This is a genomic window from Streptomyces sp. NPDC090741 (assembly GCF_044769045.1).
In the GTDB taxonomy this organism is placed as follows: Bacteria; Actinomycetota; Actinomycetes; order Streptomycetales; family Streptomycetaceae; genus Streptomyces.
In genome coordinates this window covers 227,549-247,234 of record NZ_JBIVXF010000012.1, presented here as the reverse complement: position 1 = coordinate 247,234, position 19,686 = coordinate 227,549, and the positions used below count along the sequence as shown (strand labels likewise).

At 71.1% G+C, this 19,686-nt stretch carries 14 protein-coding genes; 8 read left to right on the top strand and 6 right to left on the bottom strand.

Annotation, left to right across the window (positions count from 1 at the left end; all coding sequences use genetic code 11):
- Positions 1–7: 7 nt before the first annotated feature.
- From ACIQU4_RS29835 to ACIQU4_RS29825, 3 genes are all read left to right on the top strand, one after another.
- Positions 8–772: a ComF family protein gene (locus ACIQU4_RS29835; protein ID WP_403737083.1), complete on the top strand. Its 765-nt coding sequence runs from the start codon at positions 8–10 to the stop codon at positions 770–772.
- Positions 773–1,034: 262 nt separating this feature from the next.
- Complete coding sequence (gene hpf, locus ACIQU4_RS29830) at positions 1,035–1,730, top strand: ribosome hibernation-promoting factor, HPF/YfiA family (RefSeq protein ID WP_403737133.1); 696 nt, start codon at positions 1,035–1,037, stop codon at positions 1,728–1,730.
- A 199-nt stretch (positions 1,731–1,929) separates the two neighbouring features.
- Positions 1,930–2,631, top strand: a complete 702-nt coding sequence (locus ACIQU4_RS29825; protein ID WP_403737080.1) for a response regulator — start codon at positions 1,930–1,932, stop codon at positions 2,629–2,631.
- Positions 2,632–2,662: 31 nt separating this feature from the next.
- Here ACIQU4_RS29825 and ACIQU4_RS29820 read toward each other — a convergent pair whose 3' ends face one another.
- Positions 2,663–3,832, bottom strand: coding sequence for a winged helix-turn-helix domain-containing protein (locus ACIQU4_RS29820; RefSeq protein ID WP_403737077.1), 1,170 nt, complete (start codon positions 3,830–3,832; stop codon positions 2,663–2,665).
- A 9-nt stretch (positions 3,833–3,841) separates the two neighbouring features.
- Positions 3,842–4,423: a GNAT family N-acetyltransferase gene (locus ACIQU4_RS29815; protein WP_403737074.1), complete on the bottom strand. Its 582-nt coding sequence runs from the start codon at positions 4,421–4,423 to the stop codon at positions 3,842–3,844.
- Between the two features lie 241 nt (positions 4,424–4,664).
- Between ACIQU4_RS29815 and secA the strand changes: the two genes are divergently transcribed.
- Positions 4,665–7,454 carry a preprotein translocase subunit SecA gene (gene secA, locus ACIQU4_RS29810; protein WP_403737072.1) on the top strand — a complete coding sequence of 930 codons (2,790 nt, stop codon included), beginning with the start codon at positions 4,665–4,667 and terminating at the stop codon, positions 7,452–7,454.
- 71 nt (positions 7,455–7,525) lie between these two features.
- On the opposite strand, the gene ACIQU4_RS29805 is transcribed toward secA, so the two are convergent.
- The gene (locus ACIQU4_RS29805) at positions 7,526–7,909 is read right to left on the bottom strand and encodes an Rv3235 family protein (RefSeq protein ID WP_403737068.1); all 384 of its coding nucleotides are present in this window, start codon (positions 7,907–7,909) and stop codon (positions 7,526–7,528) included.
- A gap of 301 nt (positions 7,910–8,210) precedes the next feature.
- Between ACIQU4_RS29805 and ACIQU4_RS29800 the strand changes: the two genes are divergently transcribed.
- From ACIQU4_RS29800 to ACIQU4_RS29790, 3 genes are all read left to right on the top strand, one after another.
- Positions 8,211–8,711: a DUF6912 family protein gene (locus ACIQU4_RS29800; RefSeq protein WP_403737065.1), complete on the top strand. Its 501-nt coding sequence runs from the start codon at positions 8,211–8,213 to the stop codon at positions 8,709–8,711.
- The gene (locus ACIQU4_RS29795; RefSeq protein ID WP_403737062.1) at positions 8,708–9,391 is read left to right on the top strand and encodes an HAD family hydrolase; all 684 of its coding nucleotides are present in this window, start codon (positions 8,708–8,710) and stop codon (positions 9,389–9,391) included. The genes ACIQU4_RS29800 and ACIQU4_RS29795 overlap by 4 nt, the downstream gene beginning before the upstream one ends.
- A gap of 353 nt (positions 9,392–9,744) precedes the next feature.
- Positions 9,745–14,712 (top strand): NAD-glutamate dehydrogenase, encoded by a 4,968-nt coding sequence (locus ACIQU4_RS29790; RefSeq protein ID WP_403737059.1) that lies wholly within the window; start codon positions 9,745–9,747, stop codon positions 14,710–14,712.
- Between the two features lie 86 nt (positions 14,713–14,798).
- On the opposite strand, the gene ACIQU4_RS29785 is transcribed toward ACIQU4_RS29790, so the two are convergent.
- Together ACIQU4_RS29785 and ACIQU4_RS29780 are read right to left on the bottom strand one after the other, a co-directional pair.
- Complete coding sequence (locus ACIQU4_RS29785; protein WP_403737056.1) at positions 14,799–15,626, bottom strand: ABC transporter ATP-binding protein; 828 nt, start codon at positions 15,624–15,626, stop codon at positions 14,799–14,801.
- A complete protein-coding gene (locus tag ACIQU4_RS29780) occupies positions 15,619–16,527 on the bottom strand; it encodes an ABC transporter permease (protein ID WP_403737053.1) in 909 nt (302 codons plus the stop codon). Before ACIQU4_RS29780 ends, ACIQU4_RS29785 begins: the two co-directional genes overlap by 8 nt.
- 147 nt (positions 16,528–16,674) lie before the next feature.
- Here ACIQU4_RS29780 and ACIQU4_RS29775 point away from each other — a divergent pair, with 147 nt between their 5' ends.
- Positions 16,675–17,319 (top strand): TetR/AcrR family transcriptional regulator, encoded by a 645-nt coding sequence (locus tag ACIQU4_RS29775; RefSeq protein WP_403737050.1) that lies wholly within the window; start codon positions 16,675–16,677, stop codon positions 17,317–17,319.
- A 104-nt stretch (positions 17,320–17,423) separates the two neighbouring features.
- On the opposite strand, the gene ACIQU4_RS29770 is transcribed toward ACIQU4_RS29775, so the two are convergent.
- Positions 17,424–19,673, bottom strand: a complete 2,250-nt coding sequence (locus tag ACIQU4_RS29770; protein ID WP_403737048.1) for a CDP-glycerol glycerophosphotransferase family protein — start codon at positions 19,671–19,673, stop codon at positions 17,424–17,426.
- Positions 19,674–19,686 lie beyond the last annotated feature (13 nt).

Sequence of the window (19,686 nt, the reverse complement as noted above, 5' to 3'; positions counted from 1 at the left end):
TGGGCGGATGCGGGGGTGGTGGCAGGAGCTCGCCGGGCTGGTCCTGCCGGCCGACTGCGGCGGCTGCGGGGCTGCCCGGGTGCTGCTGTGCGCCGGCTGCGCGCAGGCGCTGAGCGGTGCCGCTGCGGGCCGTGTGAGGCCGTCTCCGCGGCCCGCGGGGCTGCCCGTGGTGTACGCGGCCGCGGTGTACGAGGGCGCCGTACGGGAGGTCGTACTGGCGCACAAGGAGCGCGGGGCGCTGCCGCTGGCCGGGCCGCTCGGCGCCGCCCTGGCGGCGGCCGCCGCCAGGGCCGTCGAAGGGGCCGTCGGCGTGGGTGCGGCCGCCGCGGCGGCGGGGGAGGAGCTGGTCCTCGTACCCGCGCCCTCGGCGCGGCGGCAGGTGCGGGCGCGCGGGCACGATCCGGCGCGCAGGACCGCCCTGGCGGCCGCGGCGCGGCTGCGGCGGGCCGGTGTACGCGCGCGGGTGGCGTCCGTGCTGCGCCATGTCCGGCCGGTGGCCGATCAGGCGGGCCTGGGGGCCCGGGAGCGGCGGGAGAACCTCACGGGGGCGCTGGGGGTGTGCCGCGGGGCCGGGGCGCGGTTTCCGGCCGCAGCACGGATCGTGCTGGTGGACGACTTGATCACCACGGGGGCCACGCTCGCGGAGGCTGCCCGGGCGCTGCGGGCGGCGTCGATCGGACCGGTGGCGGGGGCGGCCGTCGTCGCCGCACCGGCAGGATCCTTCGTAAGAAATCGGTCGACAACCCGTACAGAGCAACGCTCTTGTGAATAGATTTGGAACTCTCGGGGAAGGCGCATCGTTGCAGGTAGTAAGAGAGAACAGCCACCTGAACGGAGGTACGGTCCGGTAGCGGGTGCCGACAACCGGCATGGAGGGATATGTTCGGTTGTAAGGAACTGGCGAGTCCTGGCCACACGCACCGGATCGGGAGGTGAATGTCGCCAAGTCCGTGGCTCCGGTGTTCACCGGGGCCTGGTGCGAAAGGGAGACGCTTCGCCCCATGAGGCGGAGCTATCCGGGAACGGAGTTCTGCGTGGACATCGTCGTCAAGGGCCGCAAGACCGAGGTGCCCGAGCGGTTCCGCAAGCACGTGGCCGAGAAGCTGAATCCCGAGCGGATCCAGAAGCTCGACGCCAAGGTGATCAGCTTGGACGTCGAGGTGTCCAAGGAGCACAACCCGCGCCAGGCCGACCGTTCCGACCGCGTGGAGATCACCCTGCGTTCGCGGGGCCCCGTGGTCCGCGCCGAAGCCGCCGCCACCGACGCGTACGCGGCGCTCGACCTGGCACAGGAGAAGCTGGAGGCGCAGCTGCGCAAGCAGCACGACAAGCGCTACACGCGCCGTGGCAACGGCCGGCTCTCGGCGGCCGAGGTCGCCGACGTGGTTCCCGGCGTGGCCCGGCTCAACGGCAGCGGCCAGCCGGTCACGGAGGAGCCGGGGGACGCGATCCCCACCACCCGGATCGGATCGCTGGAAGTACAGGGCGAAGGCCCGCTCATCGTCCGCGAGAAGACGCACTCCGCGGCACCCATGCCGCTCGACCAGGCGCTGTACGAGATGGAACTGGTCGGTCACGACTTCTATCTGTTCGTCGACTCCGACACCAAGATGCCGAGCGTCGTCTACCGGCGCCACGGCTATGACTACGGCGTGATCCACCTCAACTCCGACGAGGCCTCCAGCTCGGCCGAGCCCGGTGCCGGTGCGGGCGGGGCGCTCGGCGGCTGATGCCGCGTCCTGATTTTCGGTGAAGTGCCCCCGGGGATGCCGAGGCGTCCCCGGGGGCCTCTGTATGACTCGTATACGCCAGGTGGCCGTGGCTGGCTCCCCGCCGGGTGGCGCGGGCATGGAATCATGGCGGGCAGTCAACCGGCGGGAGTTCCCGTCCGGTTGACCCGGCAGCTCGGTACATGCAGGGGGAGGAACGATGGCGGACAGCTTCGGGCCGGTGCGCAGTGATGACGGCGGCGAGCCGATCCGGGTGCTCGTCGTCGACGACCACGCCCTGTTCCGGCGCGGGCTGGAGATCGTCCTCGCGCAGGAGGAGGACATCCAGGTCGTCGGTGAGGCGGGGGACGGCGCGGAGGCGGTGGACAAGGCGGCGGACCTGCTGCCGGACATCGTGCTCATGGACGTGCGGATGCCCCGGCGCGGCGGGATCGAGGCGTGCACCTCGATCAAGGAGGTGGCCCCCTCCGCGAAGATCATCATGTTGACGATCAGCGACGAGGAGGCGGACCTCTACGACGCGATCAAGGCGGGCGCCACCGGGTACCTCCTGAAGGAGATCTCGACCGACGAGGTGGCGACGGCGATCCGCGCGGTGGCCGACGGGCAGTCGCAGATCAGCCCGTCGATGGCGTCGAAACTCCTGACCGAGTTCAAGTCGATGATCCAGCGGACGGACGAGCGGCGGCTGGTGCCGGCGCCGAGGCTGACGGACCGCGAGCTGGAAGTGCTCAAGCTCGTGGCGACCGGCATGAACAACCGCGACATCGCGAAGCAGTTGTTCATCTCCGAGAACACCGTGAAGAACCACGTCCGCAACATCCTGGAGAAGCTCCAGCTGCATTCCAGGATGGAGGCCGTGGTCTACGCGATGCGGGAGAAGATCCTCGAAATCCGCTGAGGCCGGCCGAGGGCGGTTGCGTTTGCGGTGCTCAGAGCGCGGCCAGTTCCGCCGTGACCGCTGCCGCCTGCTCGGCAGTGGCCGCGCGCTCGACGCGGACGGCGTCGCAGCCCACCCACTGCGCCGCCTCGCGCAGCGCCTCGGCCATCGGGCGGGCCGCCTTGGGGGTGGTCAGGGAGAGCTGCCGGGCCACCAGCGTGGAGCCCTCGCGGGCCGGGTCGACCCGGCCCTGGAGCCGTCCGCCCGCCAGCAGCGGCATCGCGAAGTACCCGTGGATCCGCTTGGGCTTGGGGACGTACGCCTCCAGCCGGTGCGTGAAGTCGAAGATCCGCTCCGTGCGCGGCCGGTCCCAGACGAGCGAGTCGAACGGGGAGAGCAGGGTGGTGCGGTGGCGGCCGCGGGGGGTCGTCGCCAGCGCGGCCGGATCGGCCCAGGCCGGCTTGGACCAGCCCTCGACCGCGACGGGGACCAGCCCCGAGTCCGCGATCACCGAGTCGACCTGCTCGCCCTTGAGCCGGTGGTAGTCCGCGATGTCGGCGCGGGTGCCGACACCCAGGCTCTGTCCGGCCAGCGCCACCAGGCGGCGCAGGCACTCGCGGTCGTCCAGGTCGTCGTGGAGCAGTGCGTCCGGGACCGCCCGCTCGGGCAGGTCGTAGACCCGCTTCCAGCCGCGGCGCTCGGTGACGACCACGTCACCGGCGTCCAGCAGCCACTCCACCGCGATCTTGGTCTCGGACCAGTCCCACCACGGGCCGCCGTTCTTCGCGCCGCCCAGCTCCGTCGAGGTCAGGGGGCCCTCGGCCCGCAGCCGGTCCAGGACCAGCCGGCAGGAGGCCTCCTTGTCCTTCATCTTGTGCCAGCGGTAGCCGTGGGCGCGCTTGATCCGGCGCCGGAACGCGAAGTGCGGCCACTCCTCGATCGGCAGGATGCAGGCCGCGTGCGACCAGTACTCGAAGGCGTGCCGGTCGGACCAGTACGCCTTCTCCACCGCCGGCCGGCCCACCGCGCCCAGGCGCGCGTACGGGATCAGCTCGTGCGAGCGGGCCAGCACGGAGATCGTGTCCAGCTGGACGGCGCCCAGGTGGCGCAGGACGCCCCGCACCCCGCCCCGGCGGTCGGGCGCCCCGAGGAAGCCCTGCGCGCGCAGGGCGATCCGGCGCGCGTCGTCGGCGGACAGGGACACGGAGGCTGCGAGGGTCATGGCCGCAGCCTAGGACCTGCCACTGACAGCGGGCAGGTACGGAAGTGAGGGGGTCAGGCCGAGGTCCGCGGGCAGCAGGGCGCCGACCCAGGAGTCCCGCGCGGTGCCGCCCCGGAGCACCGCGGCCCGCAGTACGCCCTCGAAGCGGAAGCCGGTCTTCTCCGCGACGGCCCGGGAGCCCGCGTTGCCGACCTCCGCGCGCCATTCCAGCCGTACGGCGCCCACCTCGGTGAAGGCCCAGCGACAGACGGCGGCGACGGCCTCTGCCATGTAGCCGCGGCCCCGGTGCTCCTTCGCCGCCCAGTAGCCGATCTCGTACGAGCCCTGCCCGCGCACGTGCACGCCGACGGCCGCGACCAGCGGACCGTCCGCCCCGAGGCGGACGGCGAAGCTGTACGCCGTGTCCTCGCGCCAGCCGGCCGGGACGGTCTCCAGGACGAAGCCGCGCGCGTGCTCGCGCGAGTAGGGGGAGGGGACCATCGTCCAGCGCTGGATCTCCGGGTCCTGCACCGCGGTGTACACCTCCTCCTCGTCGGCCGGGACGAAGGGGCGCAAATGCAGTCGGGCCGTGTTCAGTGTCGTGGGCTCCATGTACGGATTCTGCGCGGCCGGGGCGGGTCGGGCGAGCAGTTTTCGGGCAAGACGTGTCGAGGACCCCGGCACCTTCCAGGTACCTCGTACGTTCTCATTGAGGGCGCCCGTGCCCTGCGGGATACGGCGGGCCTCCCGGCGCGGCCGCGTCCTCGCTTACGATGGCCGTTGCGGTGGGGCCCACCCTCCGTGCCCGTGTACGAACCAGTGCCAGGCCCGACCGGCAAGGAGACAAACCTCGGTGTCCGTCTTCAACAAGCTCATGCGTGCAGGCGAAGGCAAGATCCTGCGCAAACTGCACCGCATCGCGGACCAGGTCAACTCCATCGAAGAGGACTTCGTCAACCTCTCCGACGCCGAGTTGCGGGCGCTCACGGACGAGTACAAGCAGCGCTACCAGGACGGCGAGAGCCTGGACGACCTGCTGCCCGAGGCGTTCGCGACCGTCCGCGAGGCCGCCAAGCGCGTCCTCGGCCAGCGGCACTACGACGTCCAGATCATGGGCGGTGCCGCGCTGCACCTCGGCTACGTCGCCGAGATGAAGACCGGTGAGGGCAAGACCCTCGTCGGCACGCTCCCCGCGTACCTGAACGCTCTGTCCGGCAAGGGCGTCCACCTGATCACGGTGAACGACTACCTCGCCGAGCGCGACTCCGAGATGATGGGCCGGGTGCACAAGTTCCTCGGTCTCGAGGTCGGCTGCATCCTGGCGAACATGTCCCCGGCCCAGCGCCGGGAGCAGTACGGCAACGACATCACGTACGGCACGAACAACGAGTTCGGCTTCGACTACCTGCGCGACAACATGGCGTGGTCGCAGGACGAGCTCGTCCAGCGCGGCCACAACTTCGCCGTGGTCGACGAGGTCGACTCGATCCTCGTCGACGAGGCCCGTACCCCGCTGATCATCTCCGGCCCGGCCGACCAGGCCACGAAGTGGTACGCCGACTTCGCGAAGCTGGTCACCCGCCTGAAGAAGGGCGAGCCCGGCGAGCCCCTCAAGGGCATCGAGGAGACCGGCGACTACGAGGTCGACGAGAAGAAGCGCACCGTCGCCATCCACGAGGCCGGTGTCGCCAAGGTCGAGGACTGGCTCGGCATCGAGAACCTCTACGAGTCGGTGAACACCCCGCTCGTCGGCTACCTGAACAACGCCATCAAGGCGAAGGAACTGTTCAAGAAGGACAAGGACTACGTCGTCATCGACGGCGAAGTCATGATCGTCGACGAGCACACCGGCCGTATCCTCGCCGGCCGCCGCTACAACGAGGGCATGCACCAGGCGATCGAGGCGAAGGAAGGGGTGGACATCAAGGACGAGAACCAGACCCTCGCGACGATCACCCTCCAGAACTTCTTCCGCCTCTACTCCAAGCTGTCGGGCATGACCGGTACGGCCATGACCGAGGCCGCCGAGTTCCACCAGATCTACAAGCTGGGCGTCGTCCCGATCCCGACCAACCGCGACATGGTCCGCAAGGACCAGCCGGACCTGATCTACCGGACCGAGGTCGCGAAGTTCGCCGCCGTCGTCGACGACATCGCGGAGAAGCACGAGAAGGGCCAGCCGATCCTCGTCGGCACCACCTCGGTCGAGAAGTCCGAGTACCTCTCGCAGCAGCTCTCCAAGCGGGGCGTCCCGCACGAGGTGCTCAACGCGAAGCAGCACGAGCGCGAGGCCTCGATCGTCGCCCAGGCCGGCCGCCGCGGCGCCGTCACGGTCGCCACGAACATGGCCGGCCGCGGTACCGACATCAAGCTCGGCGGCAACCCGGACGACCTCGCCGAGGCGGAGCTGCGCCAGCAGGGCCTCGACCCCGAGGAGCACATCGAGGAGTGGGCGCACGCGCTGCCCGCCGCCCTCAAGCGCGCCGAGGCGGCCGTGAAGGCCGAGTTCGAAGAGGTCAAGGCGCTCGGCGGGCTGTACGTGCTGGGCACCGAGCGGCACGAGTCGCGCCGTATCGACAACCAGCTGCGCGGCCGCTCCGGCCGTCAGGGCGACCCGGGCGAGTCCCGGTTCTACCTGTCGCTGGGCGACGACCTGATGCGCCTGTTCAAGGCGCAGATGGTGGAGCGCGTCATGTCGATGGCGAACGTGCCGGACGACGTGCCGATCGAGAACAAGATGGTGACGCGCGCGATCGCGTCGGCCCAGTCGCAGGTCGAGACCCAGAACTTCGAGACGCGAAAGAACGTCCTGAAGTACGACGAGGTCCTCAACAGCCAGCGCGAGGTCATCTACGGCGAGCGCCGCCGCGTCCTGGAGGGCGAGGACCTGCACGAGCAGGTGCGCTTCTTCATGGACGACACGATCGACGCGTACATCGCGGCCGAGACGGTCGAGGGCTTCGCGGAGGAGTGGGACCTGGACCGGCTGTGGGGCGCCTTCAAGCAGCTCTACCCGATCAAGGTCACCGTCGCCGAGCTGGAGGACGCGGCGGGCGACCGCGCGGGCATCACCGCCGAGTTCATCGCGGAGTCCGTCAAGGAGGACATCCACGAGCAGTACGAGGAGCGCGAGAAGGCGCTGGGCTCCGACATCATGCGCGAGCTGGAGCGGCGCGTGGTCCTGTCGGTCCTGGACCGCAAGTGGCGCGAGCACCTGTACGAGATGGACTACCTGCAGGAGGGCATCGGCCTGCGGGCGATGGCCCAGAAGGACCCGCTGGTCGAGTACCAGCGCGAGGGCTTCGACATGTTCAACGCCATGATGGAGGGCATCAAGGAGGAGTCCGTCGGCTACCTGTTCAACCTGGAGGTCCAGGTCGAGCAGCAGGTCGAGGAGGTTCCGGTGCAGGACGCGGCGCCTTCGCTGACCAAGGAGCCGGCCGGCGCGCGTCCGGAGATCCGGGCCAAGGGCCTGGACGCCCCGCAGCGGCCGGACCGGCTGCACTTCTCGGCCCCGACGGTGGACGGGGAGGGCGGGGTCGTCGAGGGTGACTTCGACGCCGACGAGGCGGGCGACGGCATGACGCGTGCCGAGCGCCGCAAGGCCCAGAAGGCCGCGGGCGGCCGCCGCCGCAAGAAGTAACCCCCGCCCGTACGGGCACCCTCGCCGGGCCGGACACCAAGCATGGTGTCCGGCCCGGCGGCGTTTCGCGCTCACGCGAGGGGGCTCATTTCGATGGCCGCGCAGCGCCAGCGGAGGTCCGGGCCCTGTTCCAGGCGGAAGGCCATCGCCGTGACGCGGTCGCCCGTCGCGATGCGGGCGAAGGCCTCGATCACGCCCGGGCCGGGGTGGCAGCGGCCGCACTGGCGCAGGACCGGGCGGAGCCGGTCGCGCAGAGGGGCGGCGGGGGCCAGGGTGACCAGCTGGTCGTACGCCGGGCCGATGGTGTGGCCCAGCAGCGAGTGGACGGGGCGCTGGCCGCTGACCACCGCCAGCAGCCGCTCCGCGAACCAGTCGTGGGGGCCGCGCGGGGTGCGGGCGGAGTGGGGGCGGCGCTGGTCGTGGCGGCCGGGGGGCCGGGTGGTGTTCCTGGTCATGGCGGTCGTCCCCGAGAAGTCCGGGCCCGGAGCGATACCGGGCGGTAACTTGGTAGGGGACTTCTACGGTCCGCGGATACCCTCCGCAAGCAGCTTCCGGGGGCGGGAGGGGCGGGCGCGTCTTCACCTATCCGGGTGGGCGCCCGCGTGGCCCCCGGCCGGTCCCGCGGCGCGCAGGGGCGCGCCGTGGACGGATTCCGGTCGGCGGGCGGGAGTCCGAAGGGGGACCGCCGCCGTCACCCGGCGCAGCCCCGTCAAGTCGTATCCTGAGGGCGTTTCCGACTACCGAAAGCAGCCGGCCATGCGCGTGTACGTCCCCCTGACCCTCCCCGGGCTCGCCGAGGCGCACAAGGCGGGTGAGCTGGGCCCCGCCCCGCTGCGGGCGTACGCCGTCACGCCCGGGCTGCGCGAGTGGTGCGTGTCGGACGACCTGGAGGAGCTGGAGTACGCGGCCCTCGGCCGGGCCGCCGCCGCCTCCCTGCGGATGCTCGCCGCGGACGGGGGCGCCCCGCGCAAGCGCGTCGTCGTAGCCGTCGACGTGGACGACAAGGCCGCCGCCGCGACCCCCGGGGTCGACGAGGCCACCCTGGGCCAGGTGACCCTCGCCGCGGCCGTACGGCTCTCCGTGGCCGCCGCCGTGCACGTGGACGCCGATGACGCCCTGGGCGACGTGACGGCCGCCGCCGTCGCCCTGGAGGCCGCCGACGCCGGGGACGACGACGCACAGTTCACCGTGGACGGCGCCGAGGACCACGAGCTGCTGTGGTTCGGCGTCCAGGAGATCCCGGGGCTGCTGAAGTGAGCACTCCGGCCACCCCCGTCGTCCCGCTCCACATAGTCTGGGACTGGAACGGCACGCTCCTGCACGACATCGACGCCGTCATCGCCGCCACCAACGCTTCCTTCGCCGAGTTCGGCTTCGCGCCGATCACGCTGCAGCGCTACCGCGACCTGTACGTCGTACCGGTGCCGAAGTTCTACGAGCGGCTGATGGGCCGGCTGCCCACCGACGCCGAGTGGGAGGTCATGGACGCGACCTTCCACCGCCACTACTGGGCCGCGGCCGACGCCGCCGGGCTCACCGACGGGGCCCGCGAGCTGCTGCGCGACTGGCAGGCGGGCGGGCGCACGCAGTCCCTGCTCTCCCTCGCGCCCCACGAGAAGCTCGTACCCCTCGTGCAGGCACACGGCATCGACCGCCACTTCCTGCGCGTCGACGGCCGGATCGGGCCCTCACACACCAGCAAGGCAGGACATCTCGTACGCCATATGGCCGCCCTGGAGCAGGCGGGTGTGACCGCCGCCCGTACGGTCCTCGTGGGGGACGCCGTGGACGATGCCCTGGCAGCCCGGCACATCGGCGCGCGGGCCGTCCTCTACACGGGTGGTTCGCACAGCCGGCGCAGTCTGGAATCGGCAGGGGTCGAGGTCGTCGACACGCTGGCAGAGGCCGTATCCGCTGCTCGCCGTCTGGCCGAATAAGTACGCCCAGAATATGCCCCCGTCACTGCGCACATCGTCAAAGTTCGAGACCTGCTTTTGTACAGATCCAGCGCGTGACGGACAGGGGGTCCGGCGAGATAGCCTGGTACCCGTGATCAGCGCGATAGTCATCGGAGGCGTCGCAGCCTCCGGCCTGCGCCCGGCGCACGACCGTGCCCGGGCCTTCGCTGATCCCTGCTGCCGGGAGCCCCAGCCGATCATGGCCAGTTCCCTCCCGGTCGGCTCTCACCACGGCACAGCGCCGATCCCCAGCGGTCACCCCGCGTCGCGGCGCCATGCCATTCCTTCCTTCACCTACGTCACGCAATGGCGCGCGACAGGAGCCAGAGGACATGCAGACCAAGCTGGACGAAGCAAAGGCCGAGCTGCTCGCGCGGGCGGCCCGGGTAGCTGAGCACAGCCCGGCCGGGGGGCTACTTCCGACTGGGTCCGAGCAGGGGGAGCGTCCCGACCGGGACACCACTCTCGCCTACCTCCAGCGCTACTACCTGCACACCGCCCCGGAGGACCTCCTGGACCGGGACCCGGTCGACGTGTTCGGGGCGGCTCTCTCGCACTACCGGCTCGCCGAGAACCGGCCGCAGGGCACCGCGAACGTACGCGTGCACACCCCGACGGTCGAGGAGAACGGGTGGACCTCCAGCCACTCGGTCGTCGAGGTCGTCACCGACGACATGCCGTTCCTCGTGGACTCCGTGACGAACGAGCTGTCCCGGCAGAACCGCGGCATCCACGTCGTGATCCACCCGCAGGTCGTCGTCCGCCGTGACGTCACCGGCAAGCTGATCGAGATCCTCGGTCCCGACTGCGACGCGCACGGCCCCAAGACCGCGCGCCCCCACGACTCCCTCGTCGAGTCCTGGATCCACGTCGAGACCGACCGCGAGACCGACCGCGCCGACCTCAAGCAGATCACCGACGACCTGCGCCGCGTCCTGTCCGACGTCCGAGAGTCCGTCGAGGACTGGGAGAAGATGCGCGACGCCGCGCTGCGCATCGCCGACGACCTCTCCGACGAGCCGACCGCCACCGACCTGCGCGAGTACGAGCTCGAAGAGGCCCGCGAGCTGCTGCGCTGGCTCGCCGACGACCACTTCACCTTCCTCGGCTACCGCGAGTACAACCTCGTCGACGGCGACGCCCTGGCCGCCGTGCCCGGCACCGGCCTCGGCATCCTGCGCTCCGACCCGCACCACAGCGGCCAGGAGGACGACCACCCCGTCTCGCCGTCCTTCAACCGGCTGCCCGCCGACGCCCGCGCCAAGGCCCGCGAGCACCGCCTGCTGGTGCTGACCAAGGCCAACAGCCGCGCCACCGTGCACCGCCCCTCGTACCTCGACTACGTCGGCGTCAAGAAGTTCGACGCCGAGGGCAACGTCGTCGGCGAGCGCCGCTTCCTCGGCCTGTTCTCCTCCGCCGCGTACACCGAGTCGGTCCGCCGCGTCCCGGTCATCCGCCGCAAGGTCGCCGAGGTCCTCGACGGCGCCGGCTTCTCGCCGAACAGCCACGACGGCCGCGACCTGCTCCAGATCCTGGAGACCTACCCGCGCGACGAGCTGTTCCAGACCCCGGTCGACAAGCTCCGCGAGATCGCCACCTCCGTCCTGTACCTCCAGGAGCGCCGCCGGCTGCGGCTGTACCTGCGCCAGGACGAGTACGGGCGCTACTACTCGGCGCTCGTCTACCTGCCGCGCGACCGCTACACCACCGGCGTGCGGCTGCGTCTGATCGCGATCCTCCAGGAGGAGCTCGACGGCAGCAGCGTCGACTTCACCGCCTGGAACACCGAGTCGATCCTGGCCCGCATCCACTTCGTCGTCCGCGTCCCGCAGGGCAAGGAACTGCCCGTCCTGACGGACGGCGACGTCGAGCGCATCGAGGCCCGTCTCGTCGAGGCCGCCCGCTCCTGGGCCGACGGCTTCGCCGACGCCCTGGTCGCCGAGGTGGGCGAGGAGCGCGCCGCCGAGCTGCTGCGCAAGTACGGCACCTCCTTCACCGAGGGCTACAAGGCCGACCACAAGCCGCGCGCGGCCGTGGCCGACCTCTGCCACCTGGAGCGGCTCTCCGCCAGCGACCGGGAGTTCGCGCTCTCGCTGTACGAGCCGGTCGGCGCCGGCCCCGGCGAGCGCCGGTTCAAGATCTACCGCACGGGTGAGCAGGTCTCGCTGTCCGCGGTCCTGCCCGTGCTCCAGCGCCTGGGCGTCGAGGTCACCGACGAGCGCCCGTACGAGCTGCGCTGCAGCGACCGCACCAACGCGTGGATCTACGACTTCGGCCTGCGGATGCCGCTTCCCGCCGGCAACGGCGACGCCCACCTCGGGGACGATGCCCGCGAGCGCTTCCAGGACGCCTTCGCCGCGGTCTGGCAGGGCGACGCCGAGAACGACAACTTCAACACCCTGGTGCTGTCCGCCGGGCTCACCTGGCGCCAGGCCGTGGTGCTGCGCGCGTACGCGAAGTACCTGCGCCAGGCCGGCGTGAACTTCAGCCAGGACTACATGGAGGACACCCTCCGCAACAACGTCCACACCACCCGGCTGCTGGTCTCGCTCTTCGAGGCCCGGATGTCGCCCGGCCGCCAGTCCGCCGGCACCGAGCTCATCGACGCCATGCTGGAGGAGCTGGCCGGGGCCCTGGACCAGGTCGCCTCGCTCGACGAGGACCGGATCCTGCGGTCCTTCCTCACCCTCATCAACGCGACGCTGCGCACCAACTTCTTCCAGCTCAACGAAGCGGGCGAGCAGCACTCCTACGTGTCGATGAAGTTCGACCCGCAGGCCATCCCGGAGCTGCCGGCGCCGCGCCCGGCGTACGAGATCTGGGTGTACTCCCCGCGCGTCGAGGGCGTCCACCTGCGCTTCGGCAAGGTCGCCCGAGGCGGCCTGCGCTGGTCCGACCGCCGGGAGGACTTCCGTACGGAGATCCTCGGCCTGGTCAAGGCGCAGATGGTCAAGAACACCGTCATCGTGCCGGTCGGCGCCAAGGGCGGCTTCGTCGCCAAGAACCTGCCGGACCCGTCGGTGGACCGCGACGCCTGGCTCGCCGAGGGCATCGCCTCGTACAAGATCTTCATCTCGGCGCTGCTCGACATCACCGACAACATGGTCGGCGGCGAGGTCGTGCCGCCGAACGGCGTGGTCCGCCACGACGAGGACGACACCTACCTCGTCGTCGCCGCCGACAAGGGCACCGCGACCTTCTCCGACATCGCCAACGGCGTAGCCGAGTCGTACGGCTTCTGGCTGGGCGACGCGTTCGCCTCGGGCGGCTCGGCCGGCTACGACCACAAGGGCATGGGCATCACCGCCCGCGGCGCCTGGGAGTCCGTCAAGCGGCACTTCCGCGAGCTGGGCCACGACACGCAGGCCCAGGACTTCACGGTCGTCGGCGTCGGCGACATGTCCGGCGACGTGTTCGGCAACGGCATGCTGCTCTCCGAGCACATCCGCCTGGTCGCCGCCTTCGACCACCGGCACATCTTCATCGACCCGACCCCGGACGCGGCGACCTCGTACGCCGAGCGCCGGCGCCTGTTCGAGCTGCCGCGCTCCTCGTGGGCCGACTACAACGCGGAACTGCTCTCCGCGGGCGGCGGCGTCCACCCGCGCTCGGCGAAGGCCATCCCGGTCAACGCGCAGATGCGCGCGGCCCTCGGCATCGAGCCGGGCGTCACCAAGATGACCCCCGCCGAGCTGATGCAGACCATCCTCCAGGCCCCCGTGGACCTGGTGTGGAACGGCGGCATCGGCACGTACGTCAAGGCGAGCTCCGAGACGCACACCGACGTCGGCGACAAGGCCAACGACGCCATCCGCGTCAACGGCGCGGACGTCCGGGCCAAGGTCATCGGCGAGGGCGGCAACCTCGGCCTGACCCAGCTCGGCCGGATCGAGTTCGCCCGGATCGGCGCGGGCGGCGAGGGCGGCAAGGTCAACACCGACGCCATCGACAACAGCGCGGGCGTGGACACCTCCGACCACGAGGTGAACATCAAGATCCTGCTGAACGCGGTCGTCGCGGACGGGGACATGACCGTCAAGCAGCGCAACAAGCTGCTGGCGGAGATGACCGACGAGGTCGGCCACCTGGTGCTGCGCAACAACTACGCGCAGAACACGGCCCTCGCCAACGGCATCGCCCAGGCCCCCAGCCTGCTCCACGCCCAGCAGCGCTTCATGCGCCGCCTGGAGGCGGCCGGCCGGCTGGACCGGGGCATCGAGTTCCTGCCCACCGACCGGCAGATCCGCGAGCTGCTGAGCGCCGGCAAGGGGCTGACCCAGCCGGAGCTGGCCGTCCTGTTCGCCTACACCAAGATCACGGTGGCGGACGAGCTCATCGCCACCGAGCTGCCGGACGACCCGTACCTGCGCCGCCTGCTGCACGCGTACTTCCCGGGCGCCCTGCGCGCGAAGTTCCCGGAGCAGATCGACGCGCACGCGCTGCGCCGCGAGATCATCACGACGCTGCTGGTCAACGACACCGTCAACACCGGTGGTTCGACCTTCCTGCACCGCCTGCGCGAGGAGAGCGGAGCCTCCACGGAGGAGATCGTCCGGGCGCAGCTCGCGGCCCGCGAGATCTTCGGCCTGGCCGACGTGTGGGACGCGGTCGAGTCGCTGGACAACAAGGTCGCGGCCGACGTCCAGACCCGGGTGCGGCTGCACTCGCGGCGCCTGGTCGAGCGCGGTACCCGCTGGCTGCTGAACAACCGGCCGCAGCCGCTCCAGATCACCGAGACCATCGAGCTGTTCTCCGACCGGGTGAGCGAGGTCTGGGCCGAGCTGCCCAAGCTGGTGCGCGGTGCGGACCTGGAGTGGTACCAGTCGATCATGGACGAGCTGATCGGCGAGGGCGTTCCGGAGGAGCTGGCGGCCAAGGTCGCGGGGTTCTCCTCGGCCTTCCCGACGCTGGACATCGTCGCGATCTCGGACCGTACCGGCGTCAACCCGCTGGACGTCGCCGAGGTGTACTACGACCTCGCCGACCGCCTGAACATCACCCAGCTGATGGACCGGATCATCGAGCTGCCGCGGGCCGACCGCTGGCAGTCGATGGCCCGCGCCTCCATCCGCGAGGACCTGTTCGCGGCGCACGCGGCGCTGACCGCCGACGTGCTGGCGGTGGGCAACGGCAACTCGACTCCCGAGGACCGCTTCAAGGCGTGGGAGGACAAGAACGCGGCGATCATCAGCCGGGCGCGGACGACCCTGGACGAGATCCGGGGCTCGGACGACTTCGACCTGGCGAACCTGTCGGTCGCGATGCGGACGATGCGTTCGCTGCTGAGGACGCACGCATAGTCCCTGCGGGGCAGTGACGGAAGAAGGGCGGCCCGGGCTTCGGCCCGGGCCGCCCTTCCGCGTCCCCTGTCGGTCGTTCCGCCGCCTCAGCGGCCGGAGGTGAACCTCTCGTACGCGTCGCAGACCTCGTCGGCGGGGCCGTCCATGCGCAGCACGCCGGACTCCAGCCAGATCGCCCGGTCGCAGGTCTCGCGGACGGTGCCGATGCTGTGGCTGACGAGGAAGACGGTGCCGGCCTGCTCGCGGAGCTCCTCGATGCGGGCCTGGCTGCGGCGCTGGAAGGCGGCGTCGCCGGTGGCGAGGGCCTCGTCGATCATGAGTACGTCGTGGTCCTTGGCCGCGGCGATGGAGAAGCGCAGCCGGGCTCCCATGCCGGAGGAGTACGTCCGCATGGGCAGGGAGATGAAGTCGCCCTTCTCGTTGATGCCGGAGAAGTCGACGATGCCCTGGTAGCGGTCGCGGATCTGCTGCTTGGACATGCCCATCGCGAGGCCGCCGAGGACCACGTTGCGCTCGCCGGTCAGATCGTTCATCAGGGCCGCGTTCACGCCGAGGAGCGAGGGCTGGCCGTGGGAGTAGATCCGGCCGCGGGCCACGGGCTGGAGGCCGGCGATCGCGGAGAGCAGGGTGGACTTGCCGGAGCCGTTGGAGCCGATCAGGCCGATGGCCTCACCCTTGTACGCGACGAAGGTGACGCCCTTGACGGCGTGCACCTCGCGGATGCCGGGGGCGGGCTTGCGGGAGAAGATCCGGCTGAGGGCGGCGGTGGCGCTGCTGCCCTTGCGGCTGCCGGCGCCGTGCACTTTGTAGATGACGTGCACCCCGTCGGCGATGACGGTGGGGACGCGGTTGTCGGGGACCGGCGTCGCCGGCGTCTCCGGTGTGGTCGCGGGTGCGGTCTTGGTGTCAGCCACGGCCGTACTCCTCCTCAGCCTTCCAGAAGTAGATGAATCCGCCGACGCCGGCGAGCAGGGCCCAGCCGACGGCGATCGCCCACACGTGGTGCGGGAGCGCGTGCGCGTTGAAGCTGTCGATCAGCGAGTAGCGCATCAGGTCGATGTAGACGGCCGCCGGGTTGGTCTTGAGCACGACGGTGACCCAGTGCGCGAGGTGATCCTTCTTGAGCATCGAGTCGATGGACCACATGACCCCGGACGAGTACATCCACGTGCGCAGGATGAACGGCATCAGCTGGCTGATGTCCGGGCTCTTGCTGCCGATGCGGGCCATGACCATGGCGACGCCGGCGCAGAAGACGGCCATCAGGGCCAGGGTGGGCGCGGCCATCAGCCACTTGAGGGACGGGGTCTGACCACAGGCCAGCAGCAGGAGGGCCAGCGCGCCCATGGTGACCAGCAGCTGCTGGAACAGCTGGACGACCGTGGACAAGGGCAGGCTGGCGCGCGGGAAGTGCAGGGCGCGGACCAGGCCGAGGTTGCCGTGGACGGCGCGGGTGGAGGCGTTGATGGAGCTGCCGATGAAGTCCCAGACGAAGACGCCGGTGATCAGGAACGGGATGTAGTCCGGCACGTCGTGGCTGGCGTTCAGGACGATGCCGAAGATGAAGTAGTAGACGGCAGCGTTGAGCAGCGGGGTCACCAGATGCCAGACCTGGCCCAGCTTGGCCGTGCTGTACGTGGCGTGCATCCGGGCGGTGGCGTACGCGGTCACGAAGTGGCGCCGGCCCCAGAGCTGGCGCACGTAGCTCGTGAGCGAGGGGCGGGCGCCGCTGACGGTCAGGCCGTGGGTCGCCGCCAGATCGGCGAGCGCGGCCGATGTCGTCGCCGGCTCGGCGGGGTGGGTGGTCACTGTCACGGGGGTCGCTTTCGACGGGGGTCGGGCGTCGGATGGCGATGGGACGGGTCCGTATCGTCGCTACGGCGAGATTAGGGGGCGATTCGACGGAACGCAACCGTATCGTCGTGACGGGTGGGTGACGGCGTGCGCGGCTATGCTCGGTGCATGACCTCCACGGACCCTGTCGCCGCACCCGCCTCCGCTCCCGCCGCCACCGCCCGCCGGGCCCCCGCCGGGGCCGCCGTCCTGCGCGAGGACGTGACCGAGGCGATCCGGGCCGCGGTGCTGGAGGAGCTGGCCGCGGTCGGGTTCTCGCGGATGTCCATCGAGGGCATCGCGCGGCGGGCGGGGGTCGGCAAGACGGCCGTGTACCGGCGCTGGAAGTCGAAGCTGCACCTGGTGCTGGACCTGGTGGGGGCCTTCGCGGTGGACGGCCTGCCGGTACCGGCGACGGGCTCGCTGTACGGGGACGTACGGGCCCTGCTGGAGGTCATGTCACACGTGCTGCGGCATCCGGTGGCATCGGCGGTGATCCCGGACCTGCTGGTGGAGGCGGCGCGGAATCCGGAGATCGCGGATGCCGTGCGGGGCGCGCTGCTGGAGGGGGAGCGGCGGATGGCGGAGGGGATCGTGTCGGAGGCCGTTGCGCGGGGCGAACTGGCCGAGGGCACGGATCCGGGGCGGGCCTTGGATCTGGCGATCGGGCCGCTGTACTGGCGGCAGGTGGTCGTGCGGGATGCCGTCCCGGCGGGGTACCTCGATGACCTGGCCAGGTCTGTGGTGGCGGGGTTGACCGCCTCCGCCGGCTGACGGCTTCGCTGCGCGGGACTCTCCCCCGCCCCGCCCTTTCACCGTTTCCCGGGAGCTCCGCCCCCGGACCCCCGCGCCTCAAACGCCGGCGGGGCTGATTTTCGCTACGGCCGGAGGCTCACGGTCAGCGTGGACTCCTGGGCGAGGGGCGGGGCTGTCGGGGCCGGGTGGCGGTCCTCCAGGGGCGTGATCGGGGGGATCGCCGTCGGCTGGTTCAGGAAGACCCGGCGGACCACGCGCTCCGCCGCGTGGCCGTCGTCGTACGAGCAGAAGCGGGAGCGGAACGCCGAGCGCAGCTGCGCCGAGCGCGAGCCCTGCCAGTGGCCCGTCGTGAAGATGTCGACCAGCTCGTCCTGCGTGCGGGCGATCGCCCCCGGCGGGCGGGACCGCAGGTCGAAGTACGTGCCGCGGGCGGCCTCGTACGCCTCCCAGTCGTCCGCGTGGATCACGATCGGCCGGTCCAGCGCCGCGTAGTCGAACATCAGCGACGAGTAGTCCGTCACCAACGCGTCCGAGGCCAGGCAGAGTTCCTCCACCGACGGGTACCCGGAGACGTCGACCAGGCGCGGGTGGCGCACCGGCAGGCCGGGCATGTCCGCGTACGTCAGGTGCGTACGCGTCAGGATCGTGAAGCGCGGGCCCAGATCCCGCAGCACCCGCTCGAAGTCCAGGTGTTCGGGCCGGCTGCGCCGGTAGTCGCGGTGGGTCGGCGCGTACAGGATCGCCGTCGAGCCGAGCGGGATGCCCAGGCGCTCGCGCAGCGCCACCACGTCGTCCAGGGTGGCCCGGTGGAAGGCGTCGTTGCGCGGGTAGCCGTACTCCAGCGTGGTGTACGAGGACGGGATCGCCTTCTCCCACACCAGGGTGGAGTGGCGGTTCGCGGACAGCAGGTAGTCCCACTGGTCCGCCCCGCGCAGCAAGCCCGCGAAATCCGTCGTCGGGGTGGCCGCCGGCCGGTCCTGGAGGTCCAGGCCGACCCGCTTGAGCGGGGTGCCGTGCTGGGTCTGGAGCAGGACCTGGCCCGGCCGCTTGACCAGGGCGCGCTCGAAGTTGACGTTCGTGGTGAGGTACGTGGCCCTGGCCAGCGCCGTCCAGTACGCCGCCGAGCCCGGGCGGAGCACGGCCGTCTGTGCCGGGAGCGTCGCCGCGTGCTGCGGATCGCAGATCCACGCCGTCCGCATCCGGGGCGCGAGCTCGCGCAGCTTGGCCTCGATGGCCGCCGGGTTGCAGGCGTAGCCGCCGTGCCAGTACGCGGAGAACACCGCCAGCTCCGGGCGCAGCGGCAGAAGCCGCTGGCAGCGGTAGTGCAGCCGCAGCGCGCTCTCGCGCAGGCCCCGCCACAGCGACACCCCGGCGCCCCCCGCCGCCGGCGCGGCCGAGCGGAGCACCGACAGAGTGCGGTACGTACGGCGCACGCCGAGCCGCATCAGCAGGTGCCGGATCCGGTCGGTGCGCGACAGCGACAGCGGGGGCGAGCCGACGGCCCGGTAGCGGCGCAGCAGCGCGGAGGCCCGGTGGAAGAACTCGGCCCGGCAGGCGCGCGGGAGGCGGCGCGGGTCGGCGTACAGGGCGCAGAAGTGCTCGGCCATCCGCCGGTGCACGGTGGGGCGCCAGCGCTCCAGCTCGGGGCGGGTGCCGAGGTGGCCGAAGACCCGGTCGTACTGGTCGAAGATCTCCAGGTGGCGGCGGCTGGTGGTGGTCAGGATCGAGCCGGTGCGCCGCTGGCGGTAGTGCACGCACACCCGGTCCAGGACGGCGATGGACTCGGCGGCCAGCAGCGCCGGGTAGGTCCAGGGGGTGTCCTCGTAGAAGCCGGGCGGGAACTCCAGGCCCTCGCGCTCCGCGTACTCGCGGCTGTACGCCTTGTTCCACACGACCATCAGCATGCCGAGCAGGGCCGGGCGGTCGGCGAGGCGGAAGCTGGCCGGGCCCTCCTCGGACAGCCGGTGCGCGAGGCGGTTGCGTACGAGCTCCCCGGTCCAGAAGGTGCGCGCGTAGTCGTAGACGAGGACGTCCGGGGAGCCGGTGTCCTTGAGCCGGTCGGTGATGGCCTGGAGGGCGCCGGGGGCGAGGGTGTCGTCGCCGTCGAGGAAGAGCAGGTAATCGCCGGTGGCCCGGGCCAGGCCCGCGTTGCGGGCCGGGCCCAGGCCGAGGTTGTGCGCCAGGTGCACGGCGGTCACCCGGGGGTCCCGGGCCGCGTACTCGTCGATGATCGAACCGCAGGCGTCCGGGGAGGCGTCGTCGACCGCGATCAGTTCCAGATCCGGGAACGACTGGGACAGGACCGAGTCCAGACTCTCCTGGAGGTACGCCTGAACCTTGTACGCGGGCACGATGACGCTGAACCGGGGCACGGCACATCCAGGG

Excerpts from the sequence above, each read along its gene's own strand:
- ACIQU4_RS29835 (WP_403737083.1), top strand. The coding sequence starts at position 8 with ATGCGGGGGTGGTGGCAGGAGCTCGCCGGGCTGGTCCTGCCGGCCGAC.
- ACIQU4_RS29825 (WP_403737080.1), top strand. The coding sequence starts at position 1,930 with ATGGCGGACAGCTTCGGGCCGGTGCGCAGTGATGACGGCGGCGAGCCG.
- ACIQU4_RS29820 (WP_403737077.1), bottom strand. The coding sequence starts at position 3,832 with ATGACCCTCGCAGCCTCCGTGTCCCTGTCCGCCGACGACGCGCGCCGG.
- ACIQU4_RS29815 (WP_403737074.1), bottom strand. The coding sequence starts at position 4,423 with ATGGAGCCCACGACACTGAACACGGCCCGACTGCATTTGCGCCCCTTC.
- ACIQU4_RS29805 (WP_403737068.1), bottom strand. The coding sequence starts at position 7,909 with ATGACCAGGAACACCACCCGGCCCCCCGGCCGCCACGACCAGCGCCGC.
- ACIQU4_RS29800 (WP_403737065.1), top strand. The coding sequence starts at position 8,211 with ATGCGCGTGTACGTCCCCCTGACCCTCCCCGGGCTCGCCGAGGCGCAC.
- ACIQU4_RS29790 (WP_403737059.1), top strand. The coding sequence starts at position 9,745 with ATGCAGACCAAGCTGGACGAAGCAAAGGCCGAGCTGCTCGCGCGGGCG.
- ACIQU4_RS29775 (WP_403737050.1), top strand. The coding sequence starts at position 16,675 with ATGACCTCCACGGACCCTGTCGCCGCACCCGCCTCCGCTCCCGCCGCC.